The sequence below is a fragment of the Bradyrhizobium sp. BR14999 genome, from assembly GCF_056106085.1.
The window spans coordinates 4288346-4301484 of record NZ_CM148536.1 but is presented as its reverse complement, the minus strand read 5'-3'; the positions used below and the strand labels follow the sequence as shown (position 1 = coordinate 4301484).

The 13139-nt window shown below is 64.7% G+C and carries 13 protein-coding genes; 7 read left to right on the top strand and 6 right to left on the bottom strand.

The annotated features are described in order from the left end of the window. Window positions 1-47: 47 nt before the first annotated feature. On the bottom strand, window positions 48-1025 hold the full coding sequence (locus tag ACR9YP_RS19760; RefSeq protein WP_438107299.1) for an NADPH:quinone oxidoreductase family protein: 978 nt from the start codon (window positions 1023-1025) through the stop codon (window positions 48-50). After that, entirely contained in the window at window positions 1025-1633 is a 609-nt protein-coding gene (locus ACR9YP_RS19755) for a 2-hydroxychromene-2-carboxylate isomerase (RefSeq protein WP_438107298.1), read from the bottom strand. The genes ACR9YP_RS19760 and ACR9YP_RS19755 overlap by 1 nt, the downstream gene beginning before the upstream one ends. Before the next feature lie 105 nt (window positions 1634-1738). Between ACR9YP_RS19755 and ACR9YP_RS19750 the strand changes: the two genes are divergently transcribed. After that, complete coding sequence (locus tag ACR9YP_RS19750) at window positions 1739-2761, top strand: methionine synthase (RefSeq protein WP_474220915.1); 1023 nt, start codon at window positions 1739-1741, stop codon at window positions 2759-2761. 20 nt (window positions 2762-2781) lie between these two features. Here the strand turns inward: ACR9YP_RS19750 and ACR9YP_RS19745 are convergent, their stop codons facing one another. The 3 genes from ACR9YP_RS19745 to ACR9YP_RS19735 all read right to left on the bottom strand — a co-directional run bounded on the left by ACR9YP_RS19745 (window position 2782) and on the right by ACR9YP_RS19735 (window position 4841). Further along, the gene (locus tag ACR9YP_RS19745; RefSeq protein WP_474220914.1) at window positions 2782-3399 is read right to left on the bottom strand and encodes a hypothetical protein; all 618 of its coding nucleotides are present in this window, start codon (window positions 3397-3399) and stop codon (window positions 2782-2784) included. Between the two features lie 143 nt (window positions 3400-3542). Continuing rightward, on the bottom strand, window positions 3543-4061 hold the full coding sequence (gene gpt, locus ACR9YP_RS19740) for a xanthine phosphoribosyltransferase (protein ID WP_474220913.1): 519 nt from the start codon (window positions 4059-4061) through the stop codon (window positions 3543-3545). Window positions 4062-4103: 42 nt separating this feature from the next. Next, window positions 4104-4841, bottom strand: a complete 738-nt coding sequence (locus tag ACR9YP_RS19735) for a competence/damage-inducible protein A (RefSeq protein ID WP_091888865.1) — start codon at window positions 4839-4841, stop codon at window positions 4104-4106. A gap of 221 nt (window positions 4842-5062) precedes the next feature. Here ACR9YP_RS19735 and ACR9YP_RS19730 point away from each other — a divergent pair, with 221 nt between their 5' ends. From ACR9YP_RS19730 to ACR9YP_RS19710, 5 genes are all read left to right on the top strand, one after another. After that, on the top strand, window positions 5063-6481 hold the full coding sequence (locus tag ACR9YP_RS19730) for a circularly permuted type 2 ATP-grasp protein (RefSeq protein WP_474220912.1): 1419 nt from the start codon (window positions 5063-5065) through the stop codon (window positions 6479-6481). A 4-nt stretch (window positions 6482-6485) separates the two neighbouring features. Further along, window positions 6486-7430, top strand: a complete 945-nt coding sequence (locus tag ACR9YP_RS19725; RefSeq protein ID WP_091888869.1) for an alpha-E domain-containing protein — start codon at window positions 6486-6488, stop codon at window positions 7428-7430. A 131-nt stretch (window positions 7431-7561) separates the two neighbouring features. Next, complete coding sequence (locus ACR9YP_RS19720) at window positions 7562-8410, top strand: transglutaminase family protein (protein WP_474220911.1); 849 nt, start codon at window positions 7562-7564, stop codon at window positions 8408-8410. 207 nt (window positions 8411-8617) lie between these two features. Further along, a complete protein-coding gene (locus ACR9YP_RS19715) occupies window positions 8618-9376 on the top strand; it encodes a proteasome-type protease (RefSeq protein ID WP_474220910.1) in 759 nt (252 codons plus the stop codon). A 24-nt stretch (window positions 9377-9400) separates the two neighbouring features. Continuing rightward, entirely contained in the window at window positions 9401-10159 is a 759-nt protein-coding gene (locus tag ACR9YP_RS19710; protein ID WP_474220909.1) for an SDR family oxidoreductase, read from the top strand. 165 nt (window positions 10160-10324) lie between these two features. Here the strand turns inward: ACR9YP_RS19710 and ACR9YP_RS19705 are convergent, their stop codons facing one another. Next, on the bottom strand, window positions 10325-11563 hold the full coding sequence (locus ACR9YP_RS19705; protein ID WP_474221090.1) for an MFS transporter: 1239 nt from the start codon (window positions 11561-11563) through the stop codon (window positions 10325-10327). Window positions 11564-11734: 171 nt separating this feature from the next. On the opposite strand from ACR9YP_RS19705, the gene ACR9YP_RS19700 reads away from it, so the two are divergent. After that, window positions 11735-12985, top strand: coding sequence for a NupC/NupG family nucleoside CNT transporter (locus tag ACR9YP_RS19700; RefSeq protein WP_474220908.1), 1251 nt, complete (start codon window positions 11735-11737; stop codon window positions 12983-12985). The last annotated feature ends 154 nt before the right edge of the window (window positions 12986-13139 follow it).

Sequence of the window (13139 nt, the reverse complement as noted above, 5' to 3'; positions counted from 1 at the left end):
GTAGGGTGGGCAAAGCCGCTCTTGCGCCGTGCCCACCATCAACACCGTCAGTTCATCACCAGCGCGACGCGCCCGATCGCCTTGCGCTCGATCAAGAGCCGCATCGCCTTCGCATAGTCTTCCAGCGGCAGGCGGTGCGAGACGTTCGGGCGCAGCTTGCCTTCCTCCGCCCATTGCAGCAGCGCCTTCAGGCGCACTTCGCCGAGTGCGGGGTTCCTTCGAACCGCCTCGCCGGCGCGCACCCCTAACACGCTGGCGCCCTTGATCAGCAGCAGATTGGTCTTTGCCGAACCGATGCCGCCGGTGAAGCCGATCACCAGAAGCCGCGCGCCCCAGGCGATGCAGCGCATCGAATCCTCGAAAACCTGGCCGCCGACGGGATCGAACACGACATCCGCGCCGCGATCGTCGGTGATGCGCTTGACGGCATCGCGAAACGGCTCGCGATCATAGCGGACGAGATGATCGGCGCCGCGCGCCTTTGCGATCGCAAGCTTCTCGTCGCTGGAGGCGGTCGCGATCACGGTCGCGCCCAGCATCTTGCCGATCTCGACGGCGGCAAGGCCGACGCCACCGCCGGCGCCGTGCACCAGCAGCACCTCGCCCGGCGCGACCCGGCCGCGATCGATCAGTGCATGATAGGCCGTGCCGTGGCCGGCGAGATAGGTCGCAGCCTCCGCATAGTCGAACGTGGACGGCTTGGGGGTGAGCTGCGACGGCGTCACCACCGCCTCATCCGTGAAGGCGCCGTGGCGCATCTTCACGATGACCTTGTCCCCGACGGCAACGCCCCTCGCCTCCGCCCCCACTTCGATGACATCCCCGGCAGCTTCCATGCCGGGCGTGAACGGCAGCTCCGGCTTGAGCTGATATTCGCCCGCCGCCATCAGCACGTCGGGAAAGTTCAGACCGGCAGCGCGGATCGCGACGCGCACCTCGCCGTGCCCAAGCGGCGGCGAAGGAAACTCCTCCAGCCGCAACGTCTCGGGCGGCCCAAGTTCGCGGCAAATGACAGCGCGCACCATCAGGCCGCACTCGCCCTTTGACGCTGCAGCGCCTCGCGGATCAGCGGCAGACGGTCGTTGCCGAAATACATGTCGGTCTTGCCGACGAAGATGGTCGGCGAGCCGAAACCGCCACGCGCGACGACCTCCTCCGTATTCGCCTTGAGCTGGTCCTTGATGCCCTGCTCTGCGATGCCGGCGAAGAATTTCTGTTCGTCGATACCCACCTTCTTGCAGATCTCGGCCAGCACCGCGTCCTGCGAGATGTCCTTGTCCTCGCCCCAATAGGCCTCGAACACGGCGGTGGCGAACGGCACCATGTCGTTGGCGAGCCAGACGCAGCCGCGCATCGCCTTGACGCTGTTCACCGGAAACACCGTCGGCGGCATCTTGATCGAAAGACCTGCCGAGCGGGCCCAGTCGGCGAGGTCCTTTTTCATGTAGCGCGCCTTCAGCGGCACCGGCTTCTCACGCTGCGCATAGACACTCGGGTTGACGGTGTTGAAGATGCCGCCCACCAGGATCGGCCGCCAGATGATCTCCGCGCCGAGCTCTTTCGCCAGCGGCTGGATGTTGTGGAAGGCGAGATAGGTCCAGGGGCTGGAACAGTCGAAGAAGAATTCGATCATGGCGTTTCCGGTCCGGCGTCGCGGGTTTGACGACTTTTGTCGTTCTGTACCTCGACGTTAAGACATGGCAGGAAGGGGCGCAACACAACCCGCCGGGAGGCCGCCATGCTGTTTCCAACCACGATCGCCGGCTCCTTGCCGAAGCCGGAATGGCTCGCCGAGCCCAACATGCTCTGGGCGCCCTGGAAGTCGCAGGGCGAAGAGCTCTTGCGCGCCAAGCGCGACGCGACACTGATCTGGCTGAAGATCCAGGAGGACGCTGGCATCGACATCGTCACCGAGGGCGAGCAGGCCCGCCAGCATTTCGTGCACGGCTTCCTGGAGAAGTTCGAAGGCATCGACTTCGCCCACAAGGTCGAGATGGGTATCCGCAAGGACCGCTACAAGGCGATGGTGCCGCAGGTGGTCGCCCCGCTCCGGCTCAAGGGCCGCGTTCATGCCGACGAGGCGCGCGTTGCGCGCTCGCACACGAAGAAGAAGCTGAAATTCACCCTGCCCGGCCCGATGACCATCATCGACACGATTGCGGACCGTTATTACGGCGACCGCGTGAAGATGGCGTTCGCCTTCGCCGAGCTCCTGAACGAGGAAGCCAAGGCGCTCCAGGCCGACGGCGTCGATCTCGTGCAGTTCGACGAACCCGCCTTCAATGTCTATATGGACGAGGTCAACGACTGGGGCATCAAGGCGCTGGAACGCGCGGCGCAGGGCCTCTCCTGCGCCACCGCCGTGCACATCTGCTACGGTTACGGCATCAAGGCCAACACCGACTGGAAGGAGACGCTCGGCAGCCAATGGCGGCAATATGAGCAGATCTTCCCGGCGATCGACGCCAGCCCGATCCAGCAGGTCGCGATCGAGTGCCGCAATTCGAAGGTGCCGCTCGACCTGCTGGCGCTGCTCAAGACCAAGGTCGTGCAGGCCGGCGTGATCGACGTCGCCAGCGACACGGTGGAGAGCGCCGACGACGTCGTGAAGGTGATCGAGGCGGTGTCGAAATTCGTCCCCAAGAGCAACATCGTCGCCACCACCAATTGCGGCATGGCGCCGATGCGGCGGGAGATCGCGGAAGCCAAGCTGATGGCACTCGGAGCCGGCGCTGCGCTGGCGCGCGAGAAACTCGGGTAGTGGCAAGGCCGGGCGCTGCGCTAAGGCAGCGCCGTCGGATGCAACACTGGCAGGTAGCCGGCGTTCAATGCGCGCAGCGTTGAGGGCGGCGTCAGCAACGCCGCTTCGCCAAGCTGACGCTCGACCGCGCTATAGCCCGCCGGTGACCACAGTAGGGCCGTGCCCTGCGTCACCAGAAAGCTCTCCGCACCCTGCTGAACCATCGCACCGGCGGGAAGCTGGTCCAGCGGCACCAGCAGTGCGTGCAGTCGTTTCCTGCCGTGATCGAGCCGCTCGTGATGCAGCACCGTGTCGATGTCGTGCATACGGACGCCGTGCACGCGATTGCCCTTCTCCCATGCGGCTCGGAAGCGATTGGCATCGTCGCGGCGGCAATAGAAGCAGGGGCGATGGCCGGCCGCGAGCGCAGTGGCCTCGTCCAGGAAGAACAGTTCGGTCCAGCTTTGCTGTGCCATCACCTCGCGGCGCCGGCCGCGGAATTCGCAAGTGCAGGTGAGCCAGGCCGGCGACGACCAGCGCTTCTTCAGCAGCGTCTTCGTCGCGGGATCATGGATGATGCCGCGGTTGCCGGTGAACAGGCCGCGATGCGGGGTGGCGATGATGTCGCCTGTCGGCGTGACGCGGTTTTGCAGGGGCATAGCTCCCTCCGCCCGTCATTGCGAGGAGCGTAGCGACGAAGCAATCCAGACTATTTCCGCGGATACATTTCTGGATTGCTTCGCAGAGCCTGTCATCGGGCCGCGCTTCGCGCGGACCCGTTGGCTCGCAATGACGGCGACAGTCACGCCGCCCCATCTCGCAGCGGCGGGTGGTAGGACAGCGCAGTGTCCCAGGGGAAGAAGATCCAGGTGTCCTGCGACACTTCCGTGATGAAGGTATCGACCAGCGGACGGCCCATCGGCTTGGCGTAAACGGTGGCGAAATGCGCATCGGGCAGCATCTCGCGCACCAGCTTGCCGGTGTCGACGAGGTCGTCGACGATCAACAGCCCTTTGCCGGTGCCGCCGCCGAGCTTCATCGCCGCCTCGGAAATACCCTTGAGGACCTGGAGCTCGCCCTGCTTGTTGTGATCGTAGCTGGCGATGCAGACCGTGTCGATGACGCGCACGCCAAGCTCGCGCGCCACGATCGCGGCCGGCACCAGGCCGCCGCGAGTGATCGCGATCACCGCATGGAACGGGCCGACCTCGTTGAGCCGCCAGGTCAGCGCCCGGCAATCGCGGTGGAACTGGTCCCACGAGACCGGGAAGGCCTTGCCCGCCCGCTCCTGCGCGCTCAGTTCCGGTGCTTCACCAGCCATTGTCGTCTCCTGCTTCGTCAAACGTCCAGCAAGCTGGGCGCTTTAGCGAGTGATGTTCAATCCCGCCAGCATTTCCTTCACCGCCGCCATCGCCGCCGCGAGCTTGTCCGCATCGCGCGAGCGCACCACGAGATTGGTGTTGGGCCTCTGCTCTTCGTCCATGAAGGGATAGCTGCCGATGATGGTGTCGGGATGGGCGGCGGCGATGGCCCGCAGCGGACTGCCGATGTCGCCCTCGCGCGCATTGGCGCGGACCGATTCGGAGAGCATGCGCACGCCGGATTTCAGCTTGGGCGAAACGATGTCCATCATCGCCTGCATAATCGAGGGCACGCCGGCCATCACGATGACATTGCCGATCTTGAAGCCGGGGGCGAGGATGGTGGCGCTCTGGATCAGCTCGGCACCATCGGGGATGCGGGCCATGCGCAAGCGGGCCTCATTGAGATCCTGCTCGCTCCAGCGCTCGCGGAAGCGGGCGACCACCTCCGGGTGATGATCGATGCCGACACCGAAGGCCTTGGCGACGCTGTCGGCAGTGATGTCGTCATGGGTCGGGCCAATGCCGCCAGTGGTGAAGACATAGGTGTAGCGTTGCCGCAGTGCATTCAACGCGGCGATGATGTCGTCCTCCTCGTCGGAGACGATCCGCACTTCCTTCAGGTCGATGCCGATATTGGTCAGGTATTCGGCGATGAAGCCAATGTTCTTGTCCTTGGTCCGGCCGGACAGGATTTCGTCCCCAATGACCAGAATGCCCGCCGTGACGATCTCGCTCATAAAACTGTCCCTCACCTGTGGCGCCGACTTTGCCGAGGTAACGCGTTCAAGTCACGCGGTTTTGCTGCCGAAATAAGCAGTCCTCAGCCATTTTTTCAGGCAAGCCGCCGGGCATCCCCGGCAAATGCCCATCCTCCATGCTTATCGCGCTGGCCCGCCCCTTGCTACCACATGAAAGTCATGCACTCTTGCCGCATGGCCACGGAAACAAGTCGGGATCTATGGCAGTCGCGTTTGATGAAATGAATATTCCCGGCGGGGACCTTCGCCCTGCCTATCAGGAGCTGGCGCGCTGGCTCAAGGAGACGCCTCCCGAGGCGCTCGAATATCGCCGCCAGGAGGCGGAGCTCCTGTTCCGCCGCATCGGCATCACCTTTGCGGTCTATGGCGAAGCCGAGGCGACCGAGCGCCTGATCCCGTTCGACGTGATCCCGCGGATCATGTCCGGCAAGGAATGGGCGCTGCTGGAGAAGGGCCTGAAGCAGCGCGTGCGCGCGCTCAACATGTTCTTGCGCGACATCTATCACGGCCGCGACATCCTTCGCGCCGAGATCGTGCCCGACGATCTGATCTTCCAGAACCCGGTGTTCCGGCCCGAGATGAACGGCCAGCAGGTGCCGCACGACGTCTACGTGCACATCGCCGGCATCGACATCGTCCGTGTCGACGCCGAGAATTTCATCGTGCTGGAGGACAACGCGCGGACGCCCTCGGGCGTGTCCTACATGCTGGAAAACCGCGAGATCATGATGCGGCTGTTTCCGGATCTGTTCGCCCGCCACAAGGTGGCGCCGGTCGAGCGCTATCCGGACGAGCTGCTCGCTGCGCTGCGCTCGGTCGCGCCGCAGAGCGCCTCGGGCGAGCCGACCGTCGCGCTGCTCACCCCCGGCGTCTACAACTCGGCCTATTACGAGCATTCCTTCCTCGCCGATAAGCTCGGCATCGAGCTGGTCGAGGGGCGCGACCTCATCGTCAAGAACAACGAAGTGTTCATGCGGACGACGGAAGGCTTGAAGCGGGTCGACGTGATCTATCGCCGTGTCGACGACGACTTCCTCGATCCTCTCACCTTCCGCCCCGATTCCGTGCTCGGCGTGCCCGGCCTGATGTCGGCCTATGCGGCCGGCAACATCACGCTCGCCAATGCCGTCGGCACCGGCATCGCCGACGACAAGGCGATCTACTCCTACATGCCCGATATCGTAAAATTCTATCTCGGCGAGGAGCCGATCCTGAAGAACGTGCCGACCTGGCGCTGCCGCGAGCCGAAGGATCTCGCCTATGTGCTGGACAATCTCGGCGAGCTCGTCGTCAAGGAAGTCCATGGCTCCGGTGGCTACGGCATGCTGATCGGCCCCGCTGCGACCAAGGCGACGATCGAAGCCTTCCGCGAGAAGCTGAAGCGCGAGCCGGAAGGCTTCATCGCACAGCCGACGCTGGCGCTCTCGACCTGCCCGACCTGCACGGCGTCAGGCCTCGCCCCGCGCCATGTCGACCTGCGGCCGTTCGTGCTCACAGGGAGCAAGCGCACCACGATCGTGCCGGGCGGTCTGACACGCGTTGCGCTGAAGGAAGGCTCCCTGGTGGTCAATTCCAGCCAGGGCGGCGGCACCAAAGACACCTGGATTTTGGACGAGTAGTCAGATGCTGTCGCGTACCGCCGAAAATCTCTACTGGCTCGCCCGCTACGTCGAACGGGCCGAGTATCTCGCGCGCACCATCGATGCGACCTTGCGCGTCACCGCGCTTCCCGCCGCCTATATCGGCAAGACCAATGAATGGGACTCGGCGCTGCTCACCGCCGGCGTCGCCGCCAGCTTCTATCAGCAATATGAGGAAGCCAACGAGCACAACGTCGTCGACTATCTCTCGTTCTCGGCGGACAACCCGTCCTCGATCAGGAACTGCATCGAGGCGGCGCGACTGAACTCGCGCTCGGTGCGGACGGCGCTGACCAGCGAGATGTGGGACACCATCAACTCGGCCTGGATCGAGCTCCAGGCGGTCTGGAGTAAGGGCACCTCCACGCGCGAGGATCTCGCCAAATTCCTGCGCTTCGTGCAGGAGACCTCGCTGCGCTTCGACGGCTCGGCCTATCGGACCATGCTGCGCAACGATGCCTACTGGTTCTCGCGGATGGGCGTGCATCTCGAACGCGCCGACAACACCGCGCGCATCCTCGATGTGAAGTATCACGTGCTATTGCCCGAGGAGGAGCATGTCGGCGGCCCGCTCGACTTCTATCAGTGGAGCTCGATCCTGCGCTCGGTCTCGGCGCTGACGGCCTATCACTGGGTCTATCGCGAGACGCTGAAACCGTGGCTGATTGCAGACCTCTTGATCCTCAACGACACGCTGCCGCGCTCGCTGGCAAGCTGCTACGGCAATCTCGTGCGCAACCTCGACCAGATCGGCGTCGCCTATGGCCGCCAGGGCCCGGCCCAGCGCCACGCCCGCGGCATCCGCAACCGGCTGGAACACAGCAACATGAACGACATTTTCCAGCACGGTGTGCATGAATTCATTCAGGAATTCATCGCGGACAATTCCAGGCTGGGCGAAATCATCACGAAGCAGTATTTGATCTGATACACGCAGTCATTCCGGAATGGTCCGAAGGACCAGACCCGGAATCTCGAGATTCTCAGGTGCGCAATTGCGCACCGGAGTTCGGCTCTTCGAGCCGCCCCGGAATGACGACGCCAGAATAACGGTCCACCATGCGCCTGCGAATCCAGCACACCACGACGTATCGCTACGAGCCGCCGGCCAGCAGCGTGATCCAGATCCTGCGCATGACGCCCGACAGCCATGACGGGCAATATGTGGCGGAATGGCAGATCGACGTCTCGACCGACACCAAGCTCGACACCCACGAGGACGCGTTCGGCAACGTCACCCATGTGCTGTCCTGCGGGCCCCTCAGTGACATCAAGATCACCGCCGAAGGCCTGATCGAGACCCACGATACCGGCGGGGTTCTACGCGGCACGGACGAGCGCTTTCCGGCCGGCATGTTTCTGCGCGCAACCGACCTCACCAGCGTCAATCCGGCGATGATGGCGGTTGCGCGCCAGTTGCGCAGCGAGGCCGAGAGCGACACGCTGGGCTTCCTGCACACGTTGATGACTGAGATCAGCGATCACATGACGTTCGACGAGGATCCGACCAACAGCGGCACCTCGGCGGCCGAAGCCTTCGCGCTCAAGCGCGGCGTGTGCCAGGACTACGCGCACATCTTCATCGCCTGCGCGCGCAGCGGCGGCGTGCCGGCACGCTTCGTCTCCGGGCACTTCCTGCGCTCCGACGGCACCGTGCACCAGGAGGCCGGCCACGCCTGGGCGGAAGCCTATGTGCCCGATCTCGGCTGGGTCGGCTTCGATCCCGCCAACAGCATCTGCGCCACCGACGCCCATGTCCGCGTCGCGATCGGGCTCGACTATCTCGGCGCAGCCCCCGTGCGCGGCACCCGCTATGGCGGTGGCACGGAGACGCTGACGGTGGCGGTCAAGGTCGAGCAGGCCGGCCGCGGCGGGCAATCGCAATCGCAATCGCAGTGGCAGAGTTAGATCGTCATTCCGGGGAGCGACAACGTCGCGAGCTACGGTACGCAATTCCGCATCTGAGAATCCATCGGGCCGCAGAGCTAGTGGATAAATGGATTCCGGGTTCGCGCTGGGCGCGCCCCGGAATGACGTGTCCCCGGGAATCGGGGGTTGGAGCGGCCCTCGAAATTGGCTAGTAATTTCGCGCAAACGCGCGTTCGGGGACTGGAAATGACCTATTGTTGCGGAATCCTGGTTCGGGACGGTCTGGTGATGATCGCCGATACCCGCACCAATGCCGGCCTCGACAACGTCTCGACCTTCCGCAAGCTGCACATCTTCTCCAAGCCCGGCGAGCGCATCATGGCGATCGCCAGCGCCGGCAACCTCGCCATCAGCCAGTCGGTGCTGTCGACGCTGACCGAAGGCCTGGAGGACCCCGACACGGGCGAGATCGAGACCTTGATGAACGCGCCGACCATGTTCCAGGCGGCCCAGCGCATCGGCCGGGCGATCCGGTCCGTGCACGCGACCGAAGGACCGGCGCTGAAATCCGAGGATGTCTCCTTCGACGTCTCCTTCCTGTTCGGCGGCCAGATCAAGGGCTCCCGGATGCGCCTGTTCATGATCTACACCGCCGGCAATTTCATCGAGTGCACCACCGACACGCCGTACTTGCAGATCGGCGAGCACAAATACGGCAAGCCGGTGCTCGACCGCGCCATGCACTACGACGTCGAGCTATACGAGGCGCTGAAGACCGGCCTGATATCGATGGACTCGACCATGCGCTCCAATCTCGGCGTCGGCCTGCCGATCGACGTGCTGGTGGTGCGCAACGAAGCCTGCGAGGCCGATCTCAATCACCGCATCGAGGCGGGCGAGCCCTATTTCCACGATCTGCGCTCGCGTTGGTCGGCAGCGCTGCGCGCCGCGCATCAGAACATTCCGCGCCCGCCCTACAAGAACGAAAAAGAACCCAAAACCTGACAGCGAAAGAAAAGGCAGGAAACAATGAGTGAAACAAAGAAGATCGCAGTGGTGACGGGCGCCGGCACCGGTGTCGGGCGTGCGGCGTCGCTGGCGCTGATGAACGCCGGCTTCACCGTGGTGCTCACAGGGCGCCGGCTCGACATGCTCGAGGAGACCGCGAAGCTCGGCCCCGCGGGAAAGAGCCTGTGCGTCATCGCCGACATGACCAAGCCGGACTCGATCGCCGCGCTGTTCGACAAGGTGAAGGCCACCTATGGCCGCCTCGACGTGCTCTTCAACAATGCCGGCATGGGCGCGCCGGCGGTGAACTTCGAGGATCTCAGCCTCGAACAGTGGCAGGCGGTGGTGAACACCAACCTCACCGGCCCGTTCCTGTGCACGCAACACGCCTTCCGCATCATGAAGGACCAGACCCCGCGCGGCGGCCGCATCATCAATAACGGCTCGATCTCGGCGCACGCGCCGCGACCGTTCTCGGCGGCCTACACCTCGACCAAGCACGCCATCACGGGCCTCACCAAGGCGTCCAATCTCGACGGCCGCATGTACGACATCGCGGTCGGCCAGGTCGATATCGGCAATGCGGCGACGCCGATGACCGACCGCATGGTCAACGGCCCCGGCGTGCTCCAGCCCGACGGCACCACCAAGCACGAGCCGCGCATGGATGCGAAAGCGGTCGGCGATGCCGTCGCCTACATGGCGAGCCTGCCGCTCGACGCCAACGTGCTGACCATGACGGTGATGGCGACCAAGATGCCATTCGTGGGGCGGGGGTGAGATTTCTCCTCCCCCTCTCCCCGCCTGCGGGGAGAGGGTTGGGGTGAGGGGGAGTCTCCGCGAGGACGGAGACAGTTGGACTCGCGGAGAGTCCCCCTCACCCGGAATCCGCGCTACGCGCGAATTCCGGCCTCTCCCCGCAAGCGGGGAGAGGCGAAGAAGGACCTACTCCAAGCTCTCCACCTGCCGCAGGCTCGGGAACAGCTTCATCCACAACAGCGCGACCGCAACCGTACAGACGCCGCCGAGCACGGCGGCGGGCATGGCGCCGAACAGGGCGGCGGTGAGCCCGCTCTCGAACTGGCCGAGCTGGTTCGAGGCGTTGATGAAGAGGAAGTTCACCGCGCCGACCCGGCCGCGCATCTCGTCGGGCGTTGAGAGCTGCACCAGCGAGAAACGGATCACGACGCTGATCGTGTCGGCCGCGCCGAGAACGGCGAGCGCGAGCACCGACAACCACATCCAGGACGAGAGCGCGAACACGATCGTGGCGACGCCGAACACGATCACGGCCTGGAACATGCGCAGGCCCACATGCCGCGAAATGGCGTGACGCGCCAGCACCATGGTCATCAAGAGCGCGCCAACCGCAGGTGCCGCACGCAGCACGCCGAGCCCGACCGGGCCGGTCTGGAGGATGTCGCGGGCATAGATCGGCAACAGCGCGGTGACGCCGCCGAACAGCACCGCGAACAGATCGAGCGAGATGGTGCCGAGGATCGCCGGATTGCCGCGGATGAAGCGGACGCCCGCAAAGACATTGTCCGAGCTCGTCCCCTCCTTGGCGACCGCCTGCGGGCGCGGGCGGATGAAGCCGGTCAGGATCATCCCAAGGATCCAGAACAGCACCATCACGGCATAGGCAAGATGCGGCGCGATTGCATAGGCAAAGCCGCCGAGCGCCGGCCCCGTGATGGTCGCAACCTGCGCCGCGCCACTGGAGACCGCGGTGGCGCGCTGGAGCGACCCTTGCGGTGCGATCAGCGGTAACAGCGCCGCCGTAGTCGGGCTCTCGAAGGCGCCGGCGATGCCGAGCACGAAGGTCGCGATGAAGATCTGCACCTCGCCGACGGCGCCAAGATAGGTGATGAGGGCCAGATAGAGCGCGGTCGCCGCTTCCACGAGCTGGCAGAGCTGGACGACGCGCTTGCGCTCGTAGCGATCGGCGGCGTGTCCAGCGACGAACACGAGCAGCGCGGTCGGCAGGAACTGGACGAGGCCGACCATGCCGAGGTCGAAGGCCGAGCCGGTGAGATCGTAGATCTGCCAGCCGATCGCGACCGCCGCGATCTGGCCGGAAAAGCGCGACAGGCTGCGCGAGAGCAGGAAGAACAGGAAGGCGCGGTGGGCGAGGAGCGCGCGGGCACTGACCGGCGGACTGGCTGGTATCGGCTGCTCTGGCATCGCCTCTTGGATCGTCTTTTGGGTCACCCTCGGACCGTCCGCCCCCTGATCTCGACGTGCCCCGCGTGACTGAGGCGGACCTGCTTGTCAACAGCGGGACGCCTCCCGCTTGTGCCGGCATTGCCTTTGCACCGCAGGCGCGGCCATAATCATGGGGGCTTTGGGGACATCATGCTGCGCTTGCAATCGGCACTCGGCATTTTCGCATTGCTGCTGATCGCCTTCGCGTTGGCAGAGAATCGCCGCTCGGTCTCGCTGCGACAGGCGGCGATCGGCCTCGTCACTACGTTCGTCACCGCCATCGTCCTCCTGAAATTACCCGTGGCCGCGCGCGCCTTCGGCGCCATCAACGACGCGGTCGGTGCCATCTCCGCGGCCTCGCGCGCCGGCTCCTCGTTCGTGTTCGGCTATGTCGGTGGTGGCCCCCTGCCCTTTGACGTGAAGGTGCCGGGCGCCGATTTCATCCTGGCGTTCCAGGCGCTCCCGATCGTGCTGGTGATGAGCGTGCTGACGACGCTGCTGTTCTACTGGCGGGTGCTGCCGCCGATCGTGCGGGGCATGGCTTGGCTGCTGGAGCGCACGTTAGGCGTCGGCGGCGCGGTCGGGCTGTCCACCGCCGCCAACATCTTCCTCGGCATGGTCGAGGCACCGCTGTTCGTGCGGCCATATCTGAAACAGATGACGCGCAGCGAATTGTTCCTGGTGATGACCGGCGGCATGGCCGGCATCGCCGGCACGGTGCTGGTGCTCTATGCGACGCTCCTTGCTCCCCTCATCCCCGACGCTGCCGCGCACTTCGTCATCGCCTCCGTGCTGGGCGCGCCGGCCGCGATCCTCGTCAGCCTGATCATGGTGCCCGAGACCTCAGACAGGCGCACCGGCGGCGCGCTGGAAAATCCCGAGATGGAGGTCTCCGGGACGATGGACGCGATCGTGAAAGGGACGAGTGCGGGGATCGAGCTGCTGATCAACATCGTTGCGATGCTGCTGGTGCTGGTGGCGCTGGTCTATCTCGTCAACGCCCTCCTCGGCCTGCTGCCTGATATCGACGGCGCCCCGATCTCGCTGCAACGGTTGCTGGGTCTGGTGATGGCGCCGGTATGCTGGCTGATGGGGCTGCCATGGGACCAGGCGGTCACCGCCGGCAGCCTGATGGGCACGAAAACCGTGCTCAACGAGCTGATCGCCTATGTCGACTTCTCGAAGCTGCCACCCGATACGCTCGATCCGCGCTCGCGCCTGATCATGCTCTACGCGATGTGCGGCTTCGCCAATTTCGCCAGCCTCGGCATCATGATCGGCGGCCTCGGCGTCATGGCGCCGGAGCGACGTGAGGAGATCAACGCGCTCGGATTGAAGTCGATCGTGTCGGGGACGCTGACGACGTGCCTGATGGGCGCGGTGGTGGGGGTGTTGAGCTAGGCCATCTCACCGTCATTGCGAGCGAAGCGAAGCAATCCAGAAATGTGTCCGCGGACATAATCTGGATTGCTTCGTCGCATCAGCGCAAAATTGCTTCGCAATTTTGTCGCGAGCTCCTCGCAATGACGAGTGGAGAGAGTTGTGCGCTGTTCCT

Excerpts from the sequence above, each read along its gene's own strand:
- ACR9YP_RS19745 (WP_474220914.1), bottom strand. The coding sequence starts at position 3,399 with ATGCCCCTGCAAAACCGCGTCACGCCGACAGGCGACATCATCGCCACC.
- ACR9YP_RS19755 (WP_438107298.1), bottom strand. The coding sequence starts at position 1,633 with ATGATCGAATTCTTCTTCGACTGTTCCAGCCCCTGGACCTATCTCGCC.
- ACR9YP_RS19705 (WP_474221090.1), bottom strand. The coding sequence starts at position 11,563 with ATGCCAGAGCAGCCGATACCAGCCAGTCCGCCGGTCAGTGCCCGCGCG.
- ACR9YP_RS19730 (WP_474220912.1), top strand. The coding sequence starts at position 5,063 with ATGGCAGTCGCGTTTGATGAAATGAATATTCCCGGCGGGGACCTTCGC.
- ACR9YP_RS19720 (WP_474220911.1), top strand. The coding sequence starts at position 7,562 with ATGCGCCTGCGAATCCAGCACACCACGACGTATCGCTACGAGCCGCCG.
- ACR9YP_RS19725 (WP_091888869.1), top strand. The coding sequence starts at position 6,486 with ATGCTGTCGCGTACCGCCGAAAATCTCTACTGGCTCGCCCGCTACGTC.
- ACR9YP_RS19715 (WP_474220910.1), top strand. The coding sequence starts at position 8,618 with ATGACCTATTGTTGCGGAATCCTGGTTCGGGACGGTCTGGTGATGATC.
- ACR9YP_RS19750 (WP_474220915.1), top strand. The coding sequence starts at position 1,739 with ATGCTGTTTCCAACCACGATCGCCGGCTCCTTGCCGAAGCCGGAATGG.
- ACR9YP_RS19710 (WP_474220909.1), top strand. The coding sequence starts at position 9,401 with ATGAGTGAAACAAAGAAGATCGCAGTGGTGACGGGCGCCGGCACCGGT.
- ACR9YP_RS19700 (WP_474220908.1), top strand. The coding sequence starts at position 11,735 with ATGCTGCGCTTGCAATCGGCACTCGGCATTTTCGCATTGCTGCTGATC.
- ACR9YP_RS19760 (WP_438107299.1), bottom strand. The coding sequence starts at position 1,025 with ATGGTGCGCGCTGTCATTTGCCGCGAACTTGGGCCGCCCGAGACGTTG.
- ACR9YP_RS19735 (WP_091888865.1), bottom strand. The coding sequence starts at position 4,841 with ATGAGCGAGATCGTCACGGCGGGCATTCTGGTCATTGGGGACGAAATC.
- gpt (WP_474220913.1), bottom strand. The coding sequence starts at position 4,061 with ATGGCTGGTGAAGCACCGGAACTGAGCGCGCAGGAGCGGGCGGGCAAG.